The 18,104-nt window shown below is 65.8% G+C and carries 16 protein-coding genes and 2 rRNA genes; 9 read left to right on the forward strand and 9 right to left on the reverse strand.

The genetic code is table 11. The features are described 5' to 3' along the window. Positions 1-204 precede the first annotated feature (204 nt). Together N536_RS0134120 and glgB are read left to right on the forward strand one after the other, a co-directional pair. Complete coding sequence (locus N536_RS0134120; protein WP_029117718.1) at positions 205-2,292, forward strand: alpha-1,4-glucan--maltose-1-phosphate maltosyltransferase; 2,088 nt, start codon at positions 205-207, stop codon at positions 2,290-2,292. A gap of 5 nt (positions 2,293-2,297) precedes the next feature. Further along, the gene (gene glgB / locus N536_RS0134125) at positions 2,298-4,502 is read left to right on the forward strand and encodes a 1,4-alpha-glucan branching protein GlgB (protein ID WP_029117719.1); all 2,205 of its coding nucleotides are present in this window, start codon (positions 2,298-2,300) and stop codon (positions 4,500-4,502) included. 4 nt (positions 4,503-4,506) lie between these two features. Here the strand turns inward: glgB and N536_RS0134130 are convergent, their stop codons facing one another. The 3 genes from N536_RS0134130 to N536_RS0134140 form a co-directional block, all read right to left on the reverse strand. Continuing rightward, positions 4,507-5,397: a tetratricopeptide repeat protein gene (locus tag N536_RS0134130; protein WP_029117720.1), complete on the reverse strand. Its 891-nt coding sequence runs from the start codon at positions 5,395-5,397 to the stop codon at positions 4,507-4,509. Between the two features lie 13 nt (positions 5,398-5,410). After that, positions 5,411-5,812: a DUF3817 domain-containing protein gene (locus N536_RS40295; protein ID WP_051574971.1), complete on the reverse strand. Its 402-nt coding sequence runs from the start codon at positions 5,810-5,812 to the stop codon at positions 5,411-5,413. Between the two features lie 76 nt (positions 5,813-5,888). Further along, on the reverse strand, positions 5,889-7,070 hold the full coding sequence (locus N536_RS0134140) for an acetyl-CoA C-acetyltransferase (RefSeq protein ID WP_029117721.1): 1,182 nt from the start codon (positions 7,068-7,070) through the stop codon (positions 5,889-5,891). An 85-nt stretch (positions 7,071-7,155) separates the two neighbouring features. Here N536_RS0134140 and mce point away from each other — a divergent pair, with 85 nt between their 5' ends. Next, positions 7,156-7,629: a methylmalonyl-CoA epimerase gene (gene mce, locus N536_RS0134145; protein WP_029117722.1), complete on the forward strand. Its 474-nt coding sequence runs from the start codon at positions 7,156-7,158 to the stop codon at positions 7,627-7,629. Between the two features lie 3 nt (positions 7,630-7,632). Here mce and N536_RS0134150 read toward each other — a convergent pair whose 3' ends face one another. Then, a complete protein-coding gene (locus N536_RS0134150; RefSeq protein WP_029117723.1) occupies positions 7,633-7,929 on the reverse strand; it encodes a hypothetical protein in 297 nt (98 codons plus the stop codon). Positions 7,930-7,946: 17 nt separating this feature from the next. Continuing rightward, the gene (gene nucS / locus N536_RS0134155; RefSeq protein WP_029117724.1) at positions 7,947-8,615 is read right to left on the reverse strand and encodes an endonuclease NucS; all 669 of its coding nucleotides are present in this window, start codon (positions 8,613-8,615) and stop codon (positions 7,947-7,949) included. A 46-nt stretch (positions 8,616-8,661) separates the two neighbouring features. Here nucS and N536_RS0134160 point away from each other — a divergent pair, with 46 nt between their 5' ends. Then, entirely contained in the window at positions 8,662-10,266 is a 1,605-nt protein-coding gene (locus tag N536_RS0134160; protein WP_029117725.1) for an adenylate/guanylate cyclase domain-containing protein, read from the forward strand. Between the two features lie 31 nt (positions 10,267-10,297). Here N536_RS0134160 and N536_RS0134165 read toward each other — a convergent pair whose 3' ends face one another. Continuing rightward, positions 10,298-10,840, reverse strand: coding sequence for a hypothetical protein (locus tag N536_RS0134165; RefSeq protein ID WP_036438619.1), 543 nt, complete (start codon positions 10,838-10,840; stop codon positions 10,298-10,300). Between the two features lie 104 nt (positions 10,841-10,944). After that, on the reverse strand, positions 10,945-11,610 hold the full coding sequence (locus N536_RS0134170) for a cutinase family protein (RefSeq protein ID WP_051574973.1): 666 nt from the start codon (positions 11,608-11,610) through the stop codon (positions 10,945-10,947). A gap of 450 nt (positions 11,611-12,060) precedes the next feature. On the opposite strand from N536_RS0134170, the gene N536_RS0134180 reads away from it, so the two are divergent. The 5 genes from N536_RS0134180 to N536_RS0134200 all read left to right on the forward strand — a co-directional run bounded on the left by N536_RS0134180 (position 12,061) and on the right by N536_RS0134200 (position 17,000). Beyond that, positions 12,061-12,792: a TVP38/TMEM64 family protein gene (locus tag N536_RS0134180; RefSeq protein WP_029117728.1), complete on the forward strand. Its 732-nt coding sequence runs from the start codon at positions 12,061-12,063 to the stop codon at positions 12,790-12,792. Positions 12,793-12,960: 168 nt separating this feature from the next. Next, positions 12,961-14,301, forward strand: a complete 1,341-nt coding sequence (locus N536_RS0134185) for a sensor histidine kinase KdpD (RefSeq protein WP_029117729.1) — start codon at positions 12,961-12,963, stop codon at positions 14,299-14,301. Between the two features lie 207 nt (positions 14,302-14,508). After that, on the forward strand, positions 14,509-14,841 hold the full coding sequence (locus N536_RS0134190; RefSeq protein ID WP_036438600.1) for a hemophore-related protein: 333 nt from the start codon (positions 14,509-14,511) through the stop codon (positions 14,839-14,841). Positions 14,842-14,997: 156 nt separating this feature from the next. Continuing rightward, complete coding sequence (locus N536_RS0134195) at positions 14,998-16,497, forward strand: DNA-3-methyladenine glycosylase 2 family protein (RefSeq protein ID WP_081809503.1); 1,500 nt, start codon at positions 14,998-15,000, stop codon at positions 16,495-16,497. After that, positions 16,497-17,000 (forward strand): methylated-DNA--[protein]-cysteine S-methyltransferase, encoded by a 504-nt coding sequence (locus N536_RS0134200; RefSeq protein WP_029117732.1) that lies wholly within the window; start codon positions 16,497-16,499, stop codon positions 16,998-17,000. Before N536_RS0134195 ends, N536_RS0134200 begins: the two co-directional genes overlap by 1 nt. 93 nt (positions 17,001-17,093) lie before the next feature. Here N536_RS0134200 and rrf read toward each other — a convergent pair. After that, positions 17,094-17,206: ribosomal RNA gene (gene rrf, locus N536_RS0134205) — 5S ribosomal RNA — on the reverse strand. 158 nt (positions 17,207-17,364) lie between these two features. Further along, positions 17,365-18,104, reverse strand: a 23S ribosomal RNA gene (locus N536_RS0134210); the annotation flags it as partial.

Here is an 18,104-nt window from a genome sequence, read left to right on the forward strand (position 1 = left end):
CGGGTGCAGCCACGAGCGCTTGCGCAAAGAGCAGAGGGCTCGACTGAGCACTTGCACGAAGACGAGCGGACCACTTCATGCGGCATTACATCGGGCCCATTGGGTTGAGCCGGACACTACGGTGGGTATAGGCGCGACGAGGCTTTGAAACGAAACAGACGACAGCGCGCGGCCCTGGGCCGCGCCGGCGTTAGGAGTTGGGTGGTGGCCGGTCGTATCGAGATCGACGACGTCGTGCCAGTGGTCTCCGGTGGCCGCTTCCCGGCCAAGGCCGTGGTCGGCGAGGTTGTTCCGGTGAAGGCAACGGTGTGGCGGGAGGGCCACGATGCCGTCGCGGCCACGCTGGTCGTGCGATATCACGGCACCGCCTATCCGCGGCTGGCGAAGGCACCGGTGGGCGCCGTCCCGCAGGTGGAGGCAGTCCCGATCGAGACGGTCGTCGGTGCCACTCCGAAGATCAAGCCGCAGCAGTTGCCGATGACGCCCGGCCGCACCCCCGACGTCCTGCACGGGCAGTTCACGCCCGATGCCGTTGGGCTGTGGACGTTCCGGGTGGATGGCTGGGGTGACCCGCTGGCGACGTGGCGCAAGAACGTCACCGCCAAACTGGATGCCGGCCAGGGCGAGTCCGAGCTCTCCAACGACCTGCTGATCGGCGCCCAACTACTGGAGCGCGCCGCCACGGGCGTGCCGCGCCAGGACCGCTATCCGCTGATCGACGCGGCGGCACGGCTGCGTGAGCCGGGTGACCCGTTCGCCCGTGCGGGCGCGGCACTTGCACCCGAGGTGACCGACCTCCTGCGGCTCTATCCGCTCCGCGAATTACTCACGCGCGGCGAGCAATACGGCGTGTGGGTGGACCGTCCGCTGGCCCGCTTCAGCGCCTGGTACGAGATGTTCCCGAGGAGCACCGGCGGCTGGGACGGCAAGGGCAAACCGGTACACGGAACGTTCGCCACTGCCAGCAAGGCGCTGCCCCGCATCGCGAAGATGGGCTTCGACATCGTGTACCTGCCGCCGATCCACCCGATCGGCAAGGTGCACCGCAAGGGCAGGAACAACAGCGTGACGGCGGCACCGACCGACGTCGGGTCACCCTGGGCGATCGGCAGCGACGAGGGTGGGCACGACGCGGTGCATCCGGACCTCGGCACCATCGAGGACTTCGACGACTTCGTCGGCGCCGCACGCGACCAGGGCCTCGAGGTCGCGCTCGACCTGGCGCTGCAGTGTGCTCCCGACCACCCGTGGGCCAAGGAACATCCCGAGTGGTTCACGGTGCTGCCCGACGGCACCATCGCCTACGCGGAGAACCCGCCGAAGAAGTATCAGGACATCTACCCGATCAACTTCGACAACGACCCGGCCGGGATCTATCACGAGGTGCTGCGTGTCGTGCGATTCTGGATGTCGCACGGCGTCAAGGTCTTCCGCGTCGACAACCCGCACACCAAGCCACCCAACTTCTGGGCGTGGCTGATCGGCGAGGCCAAGAACGACGACCCGGACGTGCTGTTCCTGGCAGAGGCGTTCACGCGACCGGCCCGGCTGTTCGGGCTGGCGAAACTCGGCTTCACCCAGTCGTATACGTACTACACATGGCGCACGGCGAAGTGGGAGCTCGCGGAATTCGGCGAGCAGATCGCCGAACACGCCGACTACGCGCGCCAGAACCTGTGGCCCAACACGCCGGACATCCTGCACGAAAGCCTCCAACACGGGGGCCCTGGGATGTTCGCGATCCGCGCCGTGATGGCCGCGACCATGAGTTCGGCGTGGGGCGTCTACTCCGGTTACGAGTTGTTCGAGCACCGGCCGGTCCGCGAGGGCAGCGAGGAATATCTCGACTCGGAGAAGTACGAACTGCGGCCCCGCGACTTCGACGCCGCGTTGACCGGCGGCGAATCGTTGGAACCGTTCTTGACGCGGCTCAACGAGATTCGGCATGTGCACCCTGCATTGAGCCAGCTACGCACCATAAAGTTCCACGCCATCGACAACGACGCGCTGCTGGCCTACAGCAAGTTCGACCCGGTCACCGGCGACTGCGTCCTGGTCGTCGTGACCCTCAACGCGTTCGGTCCCGAGGAAGCCACCATCTGGCTCGACATGGAGGCCCTCGGGATGGACCCCTATGACCGGTTCTGGGTGCGCGACGAGGTGACCGGCGACGAATATCAGTGGGGGCAAGCAAATTACGTACGCATCGATCCCGCGAGGTCGGTCGCGCACATCCTGAACATGCCGCAAGTACCCAACGAGAAGCGGCTCAACCTGCTGCGGAGGGAATGACGCACATGACCCGCACGAAAGCGGTTACCAGCCAACACCTTCGGCCCGACGACCGGGACCTCGACCGGTTGCGCGCCGGGGAACACCACGACCCGCACTCGATCCTGGGTGCGCACGAATACGAAGACCACACCGTGATTCGTGCGTTGCGACCCTGGGCCACCGAGGTGGTCGCACTGATCGGCGGCGAACGCTACCCCTTCACGCACGTGGAATCGGGCCTGTTCGCGGTGGCCGTGCCGTTCACGGGTTTGATCGACTACCGGCTCGAAATCAGCTACCCCGGTGGCGACTCCCCCGTCGTGCACACCACGGCCGACCCCTACCGCTTCCTGCCGACGGTGGGCGAGATGGACCAGCACCTGTTCGCCGAGGGCCGCCACGAGCGGCTGTGGGAGATGCTCGGTGCCCACCCGCGCAGCTTCACCACTCCCGACGGCGTCGTGGACGGGGTGTCGTTCGCCGTCTGGGCGCCGAATGCCAAGGGCGTCAGCCTGATCGGCGAGTTCAACCACTGGGAGGGTGACGGGGCGCCCATGCGCGTGCTCGGCTCCTCCGGCATCTGGGAGGTCTTCTGGCCCGGCTTCCCGACCGACGGCCTGTACAAGTTCCGGGTGCACGGCATCGACGGGTCGGTCGTCGACCGCGCCGATCCGATGGCCTTCGCCACCGAGGTACCACCGCAGACGGCGTCGAGGGTGACGACCAGCCGCTACACCTGGGAAGACGGCGACTGGATGGGCGAGCGCGCCCTGAAGAACCCGGTCTTCGAACCGATGAGCACCTACGAGGTGCACCTGCTGTCGTGGCGGCCCGGGCTGAACTACCGCCAGTTGGCAGAAGAGCTCACCGAATACGTTCTGGAACAGGGCTTCACGCACGTCGAGTTGCTGCCCGTCGCCGAGCACCCGTTCGGCCCGTCGTGGGGCTACCAGGTCACGTCGTACTACGCTCCGACCTCGCGACTGGGCTCACCCGACGACTTCCGCTTCCTCGTCGACACACTGCATCAGGCCGGCATCGGCGTCATCGTCGACTGGGTGCCCGCCCACTTCCCCAAGGACGCCTGGGCGCTCGGCCGGTTCGACGGCACGCCGCTCTACGAGCACTCCGATCCCCGGCGTGGTGAGCAACTCGACTGGGGCACATACGTCTTCGACTTCGGCAGGCCCGAGGTGCGCAACTTCCTGGTGGCCAACGCGCTGTACTGGCTGCAGGAGTACCACGTCGACGGCCTGCGCGTGGATGCCGTCGCCTCGATGCTCTACCTCGACTACTCACGCCCCGCAGGCGGATGGACGCCCAACGTGCACGGCGGACGGGAGAACCTCGAAGCGGTCCAGTTCCTGCAGGAGATGAACGCGACCGTGCACAAGGTTGCACCCGGCATCGTCACCGTCGCCGAGGAATCCACGTCGTGGCCGGGCGTCACGCGACCGACCAGCCTTGGCGGACTTGGTTTCTCGATGAAGTGGAACATGGGCTGGATGAACGACACGCTGGCGTTCATCAGCCGCGACCCGATTCACCGCAGTTACCACCACCACGAGATCACGTTCTCGATGCTCTATGCGTTCAGCGAGAACTTCGTGCTGCCGGTCAGCCACGACGAGGTGGTGCACGGCAAGGGCACGCTGTGGGGCCGGATGCCCGGCAACGACCACACCAAGGCCGCGGGGCTGCGCGGCCTGCTGGCCTACCAGTGGGCCCACCCTGGCAAGCAGCTGCTGTTCATGGGCCAGGAGTTCGGCCAACGTGCCGAGTGGTCCGAGGAGCGGGGAGTGGACTGGTACCAACTCGGCGAGGAGAGCTTCTCGACGGGCATCCAGCGGATGGTGCGCGACATCAACGGCATCTACCGCAGCCGGCGCGCGCTGTGGTCACGCGACAACAGCCACGAGGGCTATTCCTGGATCGACGCCAACGACTCGGCCAACAACGTGCTGAGCTTCCTGCGCTACGGCGACGACGGCTCGGTGCTGGCCTGCGTGTTCAACTTCTCGGGCTCCGAGCACAGTCGCTACCAGTTGGGCCTGCCACATGCGGGTACGTGGCGCGAGGTGCTCAACACCGACGCCACCGTCTACAACGGCGCCGGAATCGGCAACTACGGTGCGGTCGAGGCCACCGACGAGCCGTGGCACGGCCGGCCGGCTTCCGCAGTGATGGTGCTGCCCCCGTTGGCCGCGCTCTGGTTCGAACCCGCGTAGACCGTCAGTACAGCGCGTTGGCGAGGTTGCGGCGGCCCGCGATGACTGCCGGATCGGCCGGATCGAACAGGTCGAACAACTCGATCAGGCGGGTCCGCACGGTCGTACGCTCGTCGCCCGACGTCCGCTTCACCAGCGCGATCAAGCGCTCGAAGGCCGCAATGACGTCCTGCTGCAGGATCTCGACGTCCGCGGCGGCGAAGGCGGCGTCGATGTCGTCGGGTGCGGCGTCGGCGACGGCAACGGCATCGGGACGCTGGACCGTCGCGCGTTGCAGGAAGGCGATCTGACGGACGGCGCCCTTGGCCTCGGCATGGTTGGGCCTGGCCTGCAGGATCGCCTCGTATGCGGCGAGCGCGGCATCGAAGTCGCCTGCGTCCAGATGCTCACGCGCCTTGGCGAGTTCGGGATCCACCTCTTCGGCGTCGTCGGGCCCGCCTTCCAGCTTGCCCGCGGTGGCGTCCAGCAGCGAGTCGATCCAGCGACGCAGTTGCTCCGGCGGTTGCACGCCCTGGAAGCTGGACAGCGGCTGACCACCGGCCAACGCGATCACGGTCGGGACGGCCTGCGCGCCGAACATCTGCGCCACCCGCGGCACGGTGTCGACGTTGACCGTCGTCAGCGCCCACTTGCCGCGGTCGGCGTCCGCCAGTGCGGCTAGCGCCTGGCCAAGTTGCGCGCTGGCCTCGCTGCGGGGCGACCACAGCAGCACGACGACGGGGACCTGACTGGACCTGACCAGCACCTCGGCTTCGAGGTTGGCTTCGGTGATCTCCACGCCGCCTGGCGCACCGGCGGCGGGTGCGCTGCCCTCGCGGGCGGGAGGCTGCTTGAGAGCCGACAAATCGACCGCGCCGGCCAAGCCGGCGCCCATGGAAGGTCGTGGACGCGTCACGATCTCAAGTCTGTCACGTCGTTCCGGACGTCGACGGAGCCGGTACATCCTCCGTCCGGGCGCCCAGGCGGCCGGTGCGATCCGCCCATATGAGGAAGATCACACTGGCGAGCGGCACGATGCTCGCCAGCAATGCGAGCAGCCAGGTCGAAAGCCGCCACTTGTACGCCATTCCGACCAGTACGGCGATGACCACGAACGCGATGAAGATCAGCCCGTGGGCCATGCCGAAGATCTTCACGCCGATCTCGGTCCGCGGGCTGCCCAGGTACTTGAAGTACATCCCGGTGAGCAGCCCCACCCAGCTGACGGCCTCCGCCAACGCGACGAGCCGGAACCATCCGGCGACACCGCCGAACCGGCTTTCGGGGCCTTCCGCTCCTGCCCTCCGAAGGCGATCAAACGTACTTGTCATGGCGCCATTGTGCCCGAACGCAGCGTCAGCTACTACGCAGCGTCGTTTTGGGCGTAGTTGTCGTACGGCGTCAACGTCAGGGTCGACGAAGGATCAGTGCGTCACCCTGTCCGCCGGCGCCGCACAGGGCGGCAACGGCGTAGCCAGGGCCGCGTCGGGCCAGCTCGAGCGCCGCATGCAGGGTGATCCGAGCGCCCGACATGCCGATCGGGTGGCCGATCGCGATGGCGCCACCGTTGACGTTGACCTTGTCCAAATCGATGCCGAGCTCCTGCGTGGAAGCCAGGGCGACGGCCGAGAAGGCCTCGTTGATCTCGATGACGTCGAGCTGATCGATCGAGATGCCCTCCTTGGCGATCGCCTTCTTGATCGCGTTGGCGGGCTGGCTCTGCAGCGTCGAGTCGGGGCCCGCGACGACGCCGTGGGCGCCGATCTCGCACAGCCAGGTCACACCCAGCTCCTCGGCCTTGGCCTTGCTCATCACGACCACGGCGGCGGCGCCGTCGGAAATCTGGGAGGCCGACCCGGCCGTGATGGTGCCGTCCTTGCGGAACGCCGGCTTCAGCCCGGCCAGCGACTCGGCGGTGGTGTTGGCCCGGATGCCCTCGTCCTCGGTGAACTCGATCGGATCACCCTTGCGCTGCGGGATCTTCACCGGCACAACCTCGTCGGCGTAGACGCCGTCCTTCCACGCGGCAGCCGCCCGCTGGTGCGATTGCGCAGCGAACTCGTCCTGTTGAGCCCGGGTGAACTTGTCGACGTCGTTGCGCTGCTCGGTGAGCGCGCCCATCGGCTGGTCGGTGAACGCGTCGTAGAGGCCGTCGTAGGCCATGTGGTCGAGCACCGTGACGTCGCCGTACTTGTAGCCCGCCCGGCTGTCCATCAGCAAGTGGGGCGCCTTGGTCATCGATTCCTGACCACCCGCCACCACGACCTCGAATTCACCGGCGCGGATCAGCTGATCTGCCAGGGCGATCGCATCGATGCCGGACAGGCACATCTTGTTGATGGTCAGCGCGGGCACGTCCCAGCCGATTCCTGCGGCCACCGCCGCTTGGCGGGCGGGCATCTGGCCCGCGCCCGCGGTCAGCACCTGGCCCATGATCACGTAGTCGACGGCCGACGCCGGCACTCCGGCCTTCTCCAACGCCCCCGCGATGGCGATGGCCCCGAGGTCACTGCCGGAGAAGTCCTTCAGCGAACCCATCAGCTTGCCTATTGGGGTGCGTGCTCCAGCAACGATCACCGATGTCGTCATTTCCTACCTCCATGGCCGTGTTCAAAGGGGACGTGTGGCCGATCACACATATCGCAAACCTTCCAGTAGAGGTTAGCGTGAAGTTATGACGACCGAGCACGTAGATGCACGTCCAGTGCTCGCCAGCGCCCTGGTGACAGCCGTCGATCACGTCGGCATCGCTGTGCCGGACCTCGATGTTGCGATCAAGTGGTATCACGATTACCTCGGCATGATCGTCCTGCACGAGGAGGTCAACGAGGATCAGGGTGTCCGCGAGGCCATGCTTTCGGTCCGTGGCGCACCGAAGGGCAGCGCCCAGATCCAGCTGATGGCGCCGCTCGACGACACCTGCACCATCGCGAAGTTCATCGACAAGCGCGGCCCCGGCATCCAGCAGCTGGCCTACCGGGTGAGCGATCTCGACACGTTGTCGAAGAAGCTCCGCGAGCAGAATGTGCGGTTGCTCTATGACGCGCCACGTCGCGGTACGGCAAACTCACGGATCAACTTCATCCACCCCAAGGATTCCGGTGGCGTGCTGATCGAGCTGGTCGAGCCCGCCGCCAACGAGCACTGACGCCTAGGACCACTTCCTCGTCGGCCCGCGGTTGGCCCGCTTGGCCCAGCACGGCGTGTGCCAGTGCCGTCGGTCCTCGACCGCAGACTCCCCCAGCTCCGCCTGCCACACCACGACGTGAGCCGTGTTGGGCCTGATCTCGTGGTCGCATCCGGGACACCGGTAGGTCTTGGTGGCCCGGACCGCAGACACCGGCTTGACCTCGTAGTCATACCCGTCGGGCCCGACCTCGATGCGGGACGGCGCGGGCAACGGCGGCAACGCGCGCTCTCTGCGACGCGGAGAACGGCGGCCGACCATCTCCTGAGTCTAGGTGCTCAGAACAGTCGGAACTCGTTACTGACCATGCCGCGCATCTCGTCGTAATCCAATGTCACGCACCGAATTCCGCGGTCCATGGCCAACGTCCGCGCCTGCGGCTTGATCTGCTGTGCGGCGAACACCCCGCTGACCGGCGCCAGCACGCTGTCCCGGTTGAGCAGATCGAGGTAGCGGGTGAGCTGCTCGACCCCGTCGATCTCGCCGCGCCGCTTGATCTCGACGGCCACGGATTGCCCCAGTTCGTCGCGGCACAGCAGGTCGACGGGTCCGATGGCGGTCATGTACTCGCGGCGAACCAGGGTGTACCCGACTCCCAGCATTTCGACGTGCTCGGCGAGCAGTGCCTGCAGGTGCGCCTCCACGCCATCCTTGACGAGCCCGGGATCCACGCCCAGCTCGTGGCTGGAATCGTGCTCGACGTCCTCGACGGTGATCCGCAGTTGCTCGCCGGCCTTGTTCTGCACGACCCACACCTGCCCGTCGCCGTTTTCCTCGGTGACCCAGCAGGGCGGGCTCATCCAGTTCAACGGCTTGTAGGCACGGTCGTCGGCATGCACGCTGACCGAGCCGTCGGCCTTGAACAGCAGCAGCCGACGGGCCGAGGGCAGATGGGCGGTGAGACGACCGACGTAATCGACGGTGCACTGCGCAATGACGAGCCGCACCGAACTACCTTAAGCACACGACCGACGAACTAGGCTGACGCCCACCATGAAAGCCGACAAATCCGTCTCGCGGCGGCTGGGGCGGCTGTTGGAAGTGGTGACCAGACAGAGCGGTCGGGTTCCGGCGACACCCGAGTACGGTTCGTGGATTCTGGGCCGAGTCTCGGAGAGTCAACGCCGCCGGCGGATCCGCATCCAGGTCATCCTCACCCTGTTGGTGATCGTCGCGAATTTGATCGGCATCGGCGTGGCGACGCTGGTGGTCACCGTGGCGTTTCCGACGCCGAACGTGTTCGAACCCAAGGTCGGGTGGATCACCTTCGCGGCGGTTCCCGCCTATGTATTCACTGCGCTGATCATCGGTGTCTTCTGGGCCACCCAGCGGGTGATGAACAACGTCCGCTGGTCCATCGAGGAGCGCACGCCGACGAAGCTGGACCAGCGCAATACGTTCTTCGCGCCCTGGCGTCTGACGCGCGTCTTGTTGATCCTGTGGGGCATCGGCGCGATCGTGCTCACGACGCTGTATGGAATGCAGAACACCGACTTCATCCCGAAGTGGGCGCTCGGCGTCAGCTTTCCCGGCATCGTCGTGTCGGCCTGCTGCTACCTGTTGACGGAGTTCGCGCTGCGGCCGGTGGCAGCCCAGGCGTTGGAGGTGGGTCCCCCGCCCGTTCGGTTCGCGCAAGGCGTGATGGGGCGCACCATGCTGGTCTGGGCGCTCGGGTCCGGGGTACCCGTGCTGGGCATTCTGCTGGCCGCCGTCTTCGCGCTGACGTTGCAGAACCTGACACCGACCCAATTCGCCTATGCGATCGTGGTTCTCGCGGTGTTCGCGTTGGTCTTCGGCTTCATCCTGATGTGGATACTGTCCTGGCTGACCGTCACGCCGGTACGGGTCGTACGGTCGGCGCTCAAACACGTCGAAGAGGGCGACTTCGACTGCAACGTCGTGGTGTTCGACGGCACCGAACTCGGCGAACTGCAGCGCGGCTTCAACTCGATGGTGGCCGGTCTGCGCGAGCGGGAACGCGTTCGCGACCTGTTCGGACGCCACGTCGGACGCGAGGTCGCCGCGCTCGCCGAGCAGCAGCGACCCGAACTCGGCGGCGAAGAGCGCCACGCCGCAGTGATTTTCGTCGACATCATCGGCTCCACGCAGCTCGTCACCAGCCGGCCCGCCGTGGAGATCGTCGAACTGCTCAACCGGTTCTTCGCCGTCATCGTCGACGAGGTGGACCGGCACCACGGGCTGGTCAACAAGTTCGAGGGCGACGCGGTCCTCGCCGTCTTCGGCGCCCCGGTATCGCTCGACGACCCCGAGGCCGAGGCACTGGCTGCCGCGCGGGCCATTCGGCAGCGACTGTGCAACGAGGTGCCCGAATGCGAGGCGGGTATCGGGGTCGCCGCCGGTCAGGTGGTGGCGGGCAACGTCGGCGCCAAGGAGCGCTTCGAGTACACCGTCATCGGTGAGCCCGTCAACGAGGCGGCCCGGTTGTGTGAGTTGTCCAAGACGGTGGCCGGCCATCTGGTCGCCTCGTCCACGACGGTGCGGGCCGCGGGCGAAACCGAAAGGGCGCGTTGGAGTCTGGGCGAGACGGTGACGCTGCGCGGCCACGACGAGCCGACCACACTGGCGACGCCGGTCTAGTGGACGAGGCCTGCGCGCACCGACGCTCGGGCTAGCCGCCGCCACCCTGTTCTGCGGGCAACGGCGGTGGCAACGGTGTCGTCGGCGTCGTGGTCGTCGGCTTGGCGGTCGAAGTCGTCGGCGTGGACGTGGACGTGGACGAAGTCGTCGGTGACGTGGTCGATGCCGGCCCGTGATAGTCGACCCACGCCTCGTCGCGGATCCCGTGCTGGCCCACGCTGACGAGCAGCGAGGTCGCCGTCACGGTGTACGTGATCCCGTCGTTCTCGGCGACGTACCCACCGTCGCCCTTCTGCGAGGCGGACAGGATCAGCTTGGCGCCGTCGCGCACCCGCACGCCGCGGTACTCATACGCGCCGCCCGGCGACTTGCAGATCGCAACGCGCGAGGTCGCCGTGCTACCGAAGGCGACCGCCGTGTCCGGCGTGGTGCACCGCGCAGTGGAGTCGACGAAACCCTGGCCGTCGGTGGCCGGCGCCGCGAGGGCGGAGGGCAGTGCGATTGTGAGCAGTGCCGCACCCGCCGCCGTGGCGAGGGCCAGGCGGCGGGTGGACTGCACGAAGGAGGAGGACATCAACCTCCACCAGACCACGGCTTTCCGGTTTACGCTCGCGTCGACGCCGAGTCACGATGAAATCGTTAGGCCCTCGAGACACGACCCAAACCGGTAAGGGCCGCCTAGGTGGGCTTCCCGCTTGACGCGAGGTGGCTGGCAGCGAAGTCCGCGGCCTGCGTCGCCATGCCGTTGACCGCGTACTGTCCGTGCGCGCCGTTGTCATTGCCGGTCGGAGAGCAGATCGGGTCTTCGGGGATGCACAAGTCGAGTGCCTTCGCCGAATACAGGCTGCCGATGGTGATCGGCGGTGCGCCGGTGTTGATGATCTGCAAGAACCCGCTCGATGGCTTTCCGAAGAGGACCACCGCCGCGACGTGCTTGGCCACCTCGGGCGCCATCGGGCCGGTGATGCCGGCCGGCAGGGTGAAGCCGGGCGGCACTGCGTCCTCGGTGATGTAACCGGTCACGGCCGCGCCTTGGGAGTAACCCGACAGCACCATCTTCGTGTTCGGACAGTTCGCAGCCGTGTCGCGGACATGGTTGCTCGCGTCGATCACCCCGTCGGCGGCCGTCGCGAAGTCCAGCGACGCAGGGTAATTCACCGCATACACGTCCACCGACTTACCGCCGACCCGCGAGCGCAGGGCGTCGACGAACGCCTGTCCGGTCACGCCGATGCCTGGCGGCTCGAACGTTCCGCGTGCGAAGACCACTTCGACGTCGGGACATGGCGCAGCGGCTGCGAACGGACTACCGAGCGGCGAAACCAGCAGCGCCGTCGTCGCCATGACCGCCGCAGCGAGTACTCGCGCGATCCGGCGTGCGCTCGCCGGGCTCTTCCGCCAGCGCGCACCCATGGCTCGATCCGATCCGATTACGTCCATCGACCACACCACCTCATACTTCCCCGACCCGCGGCTGATCTTGACGCGAGAACGCCGGACTGACTTCCCACGTGCGTGGGGTGCCAAACCCGCAAAACGAGAGTTCACGTCATGGATACGTGCTGGGTTCTTTGTCATTCGGAATTAATGCAACCCCAGCCGCGCGCCGGCGAAGACATGCTGCGAGCGACGCCGTCACACCCATGGTCGAGACGTTCGCCGCCGCCATCGTCACCGCGGCCCTTGGATCCGAAGCCACACAGAAAACGATATACGTCGGAGGCGACGGCCACATCTCGGCGACCCCTCGGTGAGAGCGAGAACACTGACGGGGTGCGGCAGGATTGGGTCGGCATGACCACCAGCGACCGACCCTCCGCCACCAGCCGACGGCGCCACATCACCCGGCTGGCGCTGTTCGCCGGTTTCTTGTTCGCGTTGTTCTATCTGGTTGCGGTCACACGGATCGTCGACGTCGAGGACCTCCGGCGTGCGGTCGCGGCGACGGGTCCGGCAGCGCCTCTGACCTACGTCGTGCTGTCAGCGGTACTCGGCGCCGTGTTCGTCCCGGGGCCCATCATGGCTGCGGGCAGCGGGGTGCTGTTCGGTCCGCTCCTCGGCACGTTCGTGACGCTCGGCGCGACGGTCGGCACCGCGACGATCACTAGCCTCATCGGTCGTCGTGCCGGCCGGGATGGCGCACGCGCGCTGCTCGGGGATCAACGGGCAGACCGCATCGACGCACGGATCGAGCGGGGCGGCTTGTGGGCAGTGGTGGGCCAGCGGTTCATTCCGGGCATCTCCGACGCGATGGCGTCCTACGCATTCGGAGCGTTCGGAGTGCCGTTGTGGCAGATGGCAGTTGGGGCGTTCATCGGCTCGGCGCCGCGCGCGTTCGTCTACACCGCTCTGGGCGCGTCGATCGGGGACCTGTCGTCACCGGTGGCGTACTCGGCCATCGCCGTGTGGTGTGTGACCGCCATCGTCGGCGCGTTTGCCGCACACCGCGGGTACCGGCATTGGCGTGCACACGCCCGCAAGCGGGGGGCTGCGAATCCCGACCGCGAAGCGAAGCCAAGCACCTGACCGTCTGCCGCCACTGACCTGCAGGTTTGCCACTCAACGGCCGACGATCAGGCAAGATGTCGTCATGGATGCCGTATCGACGTGGCCGCACACGGTGTTGGCCGATGCGGTGCTGCAGGTAACAGGGTGACGCTCAACGAGCGCGTCTACCGACTGCTGAAGCTGCCGCTGTCGGTCGTGTCGCTGCGCACCATCGTCATCGTGGCTGCGTTGTCGGTCATCGCCGTCGTGATCGTCATCGGCACGTGGGTGTGGATCGGTATCACCAATGACCAATACAACCAGCTGGATCGGCGACTGGACTCGCTGAGCAGCCTGGGCGACGTCAGCATCCTGCTACCGAACGCATCACTCACCGGCACCGATCAGCCGGCACCGGAGGGCAGCCTCGTGCGGACCATCCGAGCCGGCGACAGCACGGTATCGGTTCCCAGCGACATCGTCCTTCCGGAGCTGCCGCCCGGCTATGCCGACACCACGATCAACGGTGTGCCGTACCGCGTCCGGACGTTCACGGCCGGCACGGGCTCCATCGCGCTCGGTGAGCCGGTCGCCGAAGCCCAGCACCGAATCAATGAACAACACCTACGGGTGTTGGTGATCTGCGGCAGCGTCATCGTGGGCACGTTCCTGGTCGGTGGCGTGATGTGGCTGATCATGATCAATCCCTTCCGCCTGCTGGCCCAGCAGGCGCGTGCCATCAACGCGCAATCCAACCCCGACGAAGTTCAAGTGCGCGGAGTGTGGGAAGCCGTGGAGATCGCCGAAGCGGTCGAGGGCATGCTTGCTCGGATCGGCGACGAACAACAGCGCACCAAGGCCGCGTTGGAGTCCGCCCGCGACTTCGCGTCCGTCGCCTCGCACGAGCTGCGCACGCCGTTGACCGCCATGCGGACCAATCTCGAGGTGCTGTCCACGCTGGAAATGTCCGCCGAGCAACGCAAGGAGGTCATCGGCGACATCATGCGGACGCAAAGCCGGATCGAAGCGACGCTGACCGCGCTCGAGCGGTTGGCGCAGGGTGAGCTCAGCACTGCGGACGACCATGTCCCGGTCGACATCACCGAGCTTCTCGACCGCGTTGCCCATGACGCGATGCGGATCTATCCGGACCTGAACGTGTCGCTGGTTCCATCCCCCACCGTGTTGATGCTGGGCCTACCGACCGGGCTGCGACTGGTGATCGACAACGCCATCGCCAACGCCGTCAAGCATGGCCAAGCGACGCAGGTTCAGCTCTCAGCGATCAGTTCGCGCGCCGGCGTGGAGATCGCTATCGACGACAACGGCACCGGTGTGCCGGAGGAAGAACGCGCTGCGGTCTTCGAACGATTCTCCCGCGGATCGACGGCGTCGCGGTCGGGTTCGGGCCTAGGACTGGCGCTGGTGGCCCAGCAGGCCGAACTGCACGGCGGCACTGCGTCATTGGAGGTCAGCCCGCTGGGCGGCGCGCGGTTGCTTCTGCGCCTTCCCGGTCCCGGGCCCAAACGGGACGAAATCGAGCTCTAAGAATTCACTAAAACAATTTCGGCACAGCGGATATGGATTGGCCTTCGCCTGACCATGTAACGAAGCAGCCCGCTGTCGCGACGACTAAGATGGAAGACGATCTAAGTGAACTGCCGAAACCCTTTTGGGTATTGGCGTAACTGCTACCGTTGGTCAGCGACGATAATTCGCCGCCGGTCGGCGTATGTGACGGAAGGTGGACGAGAAATGCCGTCGTTGACGAAAATGATTGTGGTCTCTAGCGGTTTGGCGCTGTCGATGATCGCCGGAGGCGGGATCGCTTCCGCCGAACCGGATGTGAGCCCGATCATCAATTCGACGTGCACCTACCCCCAGGTGATGGGTGCGTTGAAGGCACAGAACCCGGACGTCGCGAACCAGATCACGTCCAATCCGCTTGCCAATGCATGGCTTCAACAGCTGATCGCGTCGCCGCCGGACGGCCGTAGGGCGATGGTCAAGCAAGCACAGGGTGTGCCCGCGGTGCAGCAATACAGTGGGCTTATCTACCAAGTTGCGGGAACCTGCAACAACTACTGAGTCGAATGCTGGCAGTGAACGAATGCCGTGTTCCCGAAACACGGCATTCGTTCACTGTCGGTGATTGACTGCGCGTCAGACTCACGGCGTTGATTCCGGCACGTCGATGTCGGTTTTCCGCCAGTGCTGTCAGACCCGACGTGTAATCGTCGAAGCATGCACGAGGACTTCGATCGTTGTTACCGCGCCGTCCAGTCCAAGGACGCCCGGTTCGACGGTTGGTTCGTCACCGCGGTCCTCACGACGGGCATCTACTGCCGGCCCAGCTGCCCGGTGCGTCCGCCATTCGCGCGCAACGTCCGCTTCTACCCCACCGCCGCCGCCGCGCAGGCCGCGGGATTCCGGGCCTGCAAACGCTGCCGTCCCGACGCGTCGCCTGGCTCCCCGGAGTGGAACGTGCGCGGCGACGTGGTGGCCCGAGCCATGCGGCTGATCGCCGACGGCACGGTGGACCGCGACGGCGTCACCGGGTTGGCCGCTCACGTTGGCTACACCACCCGGCAACTGGAACGGCTGCTGCAAGCCGAGGTCGGCGCAAATCCGTTGGCGCTGGGCCGTGCTCAGCGCACGCAGACCGCGCGGGTGTTGATCGAGACGACCGATCTGCCGTTCGGTGACGTCGCGTTCGCCGCAGGCTTCTCGAGCATCCGGCAGTTCAACGACACGGTGCGGTCGGTGTGCGCGTTGACGCCCACGATGTTGCGGGAGCGCGCCCGCAAGCGGTTCGGCCGGGGCGAGACCACCGGATCCGGCGTGCTGTCGGTCCGGCTGCCGGTGCGCACCCCGTTCGCCTTCGAGGGGCTGTTCGGCCATCTGGCGGCCAGCGCCGTACCCGGCGTCGAGGAGATCCGGGACGGGGCCTACCGGCGGACGTTGCGGTTGGCGTTCGGCAACGGTGTCGTGAGCCTGATCCCGAGCGTCGATCACGTGCGATGCGAGCTGGTGCTCGACGACTTCCGTGACCTGTCCACCGCGATTGCCCGGTGCCGGCGGCTCCTCGACCTCGACGCCGATCCAGAGGCGGCGGTCGACGTGTTGAGCGCCGATCCGCAGCTCAGTGCACTGGTCGCGAAGGCTCCCGGTCAACGGATCCCCCGCACGGTCGACGAAGCCGAATTGGCGCTACGGGTGGTGATCGGACAGCAGGTGTCGTTGAAGGCCGCCCGCACGCACGCCCGGCGTCTCGCCGAGGCCTACGGGTCACCCATCCACGACGCCAACGGCGGTCTGACACACGTGTTTCCGGCTGTCGACCAGCTCGCCGAGATCGACCCGGCTCATCTCGCCTTCCCGAAGTCCCGGCAGCGCACCGTCGTCGCACTGGTCCGCGCCCTAGCCGCCGGTGAGGTCGTGCTCGATCCGGGATGCGATTGGAACCGTGCCCGCGAGCAGCTTCTGGCGCTGCCGGGTATCGGGCCGTGGACCGCGGAGGTGATCGCCATGCGCGGTCTCGGCGATCCCGATGCGTTCCCGGCGACCGACCTTGGCGTTCAACTCGCCGCCAAACACCTGGGTCTACCGGCTGACGGTCCCGCATTGATCACGCACAGCAGCCGGTGGCGGCCGTGGCGTGCGTACGCGACACAGCACCTGTGGACCGCACTGGATCATGAAGTCAACGACTGGCCGCCCAAGCCGGCCGCGAAGGAGAAGTGATGGAAGCGTTGCAATATCGCACCGTGGACAGCCCGGTTGGCCTGCTCACCCTCGCAGGACGCGATGGCCGGTTACGGCACCTGCGGATGGTCGACCAGACATATGAGCCGAGCCATCAAGGATGGGAGTCCGACGACAGTGCATTCGCCGACGCGGCCGCGCAATTGGAGGCGTACTTCGCCGGCGACCTGACCGAATTCGACCTCGAACTCGACATGGTCGGCACGGAATTTCAGCGTCGCGTATGGGAGGCGTTGTTGACCATTCCCTATGGGGAAACCCGGTCGTACGGCGAGATCGCATTACAGATCGGATCGCCTGGCGCCTCTCGGGCCGTTGGCCTGGCCAATGGCCACAATCCGATCGGCATCATCGTGCCGTGTCATCGCGTAATCGGAGCCAATGGCAGTCTCACGGGGTACGGCGGCGGGCTGCACCGGAAGAAGAGCCTCCTCGAACTGGAAGGAAGGCGAATGGGGTCGGTCGCCACGCTATTCGACTGATGCGCCATTGGACGAACAATGGCGCACAGCGGAATTGAAATGAAAATGCCGAAGCCCCCCAATCGAAATTGGGGGGCTCCGGACTTAAAGGGTGTTCGGCGGTGTCCTACTTTTCCACCCGTATGGGTAGTATCATCGGCGCTGGTAGGCTTAGCTTCCGGGTTCGGGATGGGTCCGGGCGTTTCCCTGCCGCTGTTGCCGCCGTAACTCTATTTTATTTTCAGCCCTAAACACTCGCGCCACTCGAGGTGGGGGTGTTTTTTGGTGGTGGGGTGCGGTGTTGTGAATTCGTGGTTGCGTGGTTGCGGACGCGTCATTTGTTGCGGTGTCTTACACATTCTCTGAACCATTGCTGGTTTTTGTTGTGTGTAAGTTTTCGGCCGGTTAGTGCCAGTTCCCTGCGCCCATTGCTGGGTTTCTAGGTCTGGTCTATCGATCCCGTAGTCTGCGGGGGGCCTTATCCCACTTAATGGGTGAGAAGCCTGGTCTTGGAAGAGGTTTCCCGCTTAGATGCTTTCAGCGGTTATCCTGTCCGAACGTAGCTATCCAGCCGTGCCCCTGGTGGGACAACTGGTAGACCAGAGGTTCGTCCGTCCCGGTCCTCTCGTACTAGGGACAGGTTTCCTCAAGCTTCTGACGCGCGCGGCGGATAGAGACCGAACTGTCTCACGACGTTCTAAACCCAGCTCGCGTGCCGCTTTAATGGGCGAACAGCCCAACCCTTGGGACCTGCTCCAGCCCCAGGATGCGACGAGCCGACATCGAGGTGCCAAACCATCCCGTCGATATGGACTCTTGGGGAAGATCAGCCTGTTATCCCCGGGGTACCTTTTATCCGTTGAGCGACACCCCTTCCACTCGGGGGGTGCCGGATCACTAGTCCCGACTTTCGTCCCTGCTCGACATGTACGTCTCGCAGTCAAGCTCCCTTGTGCACTTACACTCAACACCTGATTGCCGTCCAGGTTGAGGGAACCTTTGGGCGCCTCCGTTACTCTTTAGGAGGCAACCGCCCCAGTTAAACTACCCACCAGGCACTGTTCCTGAACCGGATATACGGTTCGAGGTTAGAAGCCCAATACGATCAGAGTGGTATTTCAACAA

Origin of the sequence: Mycobacterium sp. URHB0044 (assembly GCF_000620625.1) — a bacterium.
Taxonomy (GTDB): domain Bacteria; phylum Actinomycetota; class Actinomycetes; order Mycobacteriales; family Mycobacteriaceae; genus Mycobacterium.

Bases quoted from the DNA above. Each gene is read 5' to 3' on its own strand.
- glgB (WP_029117719.1), top strand. From the start codon at position 2,298: ATGACCCGCACGAAAGCGGTTACCAGCCAACACCTTCGGCCCGACGAC.
- N536_RS40295 (WP_051574971.1), bottom strand. From the start codon at position 5,812: ATGACAAGTACGTTTGATCGCCTTCGGAGGGCAGGAGCGGAAGGCCCC.
- N536_RS0134140 (WP_029117721.1), bottom strand. From the start codon at position 7,070: ATGACGACATCGGTGATCGTTGCTGGAGCACGCACCCCAATAGGCAAG.
- mce (WP_029117722.1), top strand. From the start codon at position 7,156: ATGACGACCGAGCACGTAGATGCACGTCCAGTGCTCGCCAGCGCCCTG.
- N536_RS0134150 (WP_029117723.1), bottom strand. From the start codon at position 7,929: ATGGTCGGCCGCCGTTCTCCGCGTCGCAGAGAGCGCGCGTTGCCGCCG.
- N536_RS0134160 (WP_029117725.1), top strand. From the start codon at position 8,662: ATGAAAGCCGACAAATCCGTCTCGCGGCGGCTGGGGCGGCTGTTGGAA.
- N536_RS0134165 (WP_036438619.1), bottom strand. From the start codon at position 10,840: ATGTCCTCCTCCTTCGTGCAGTCCACCCGCCGCCTGGCCCTCGCCACG.
- N536_RS0134170 (WP_051574973.1), bottom strand. From the start codon at position 11,610: ATGGCGACGACGGCGCTGCTGGTTTCGCCGCTCGGTAGTCCGTTCGCA.
- N536_RS0134180 (WP_029117728.1), top strand. From the start codon at position 12,061: ATGACCACCAGCGACCGACCCTCCGCCACCAGCCGACGGCGCCACATC.
- N536_RS0134190 (WP_036438600.1), top strand. From the start codon at position 14,509: ATGCCGTCGTTGACGAAAATGATTGTGGTCTCTAGCGGTTTGGCGCTG.
- N536_RS0134195 (WP_081809503.1), top strand. From the start codon at position 14,998: ATGCACGAGGACTTCGATCGTTGTTACCGCGCCGTCCAGTCCAAGGAC.
- N536_RS0134200 (WP_029117732.1), top strand. From the start codon at position 16,497: ATGGAAGCGTTGCAATATCGCACCGTGGACAGCCCGGTTGGCCTGCTC.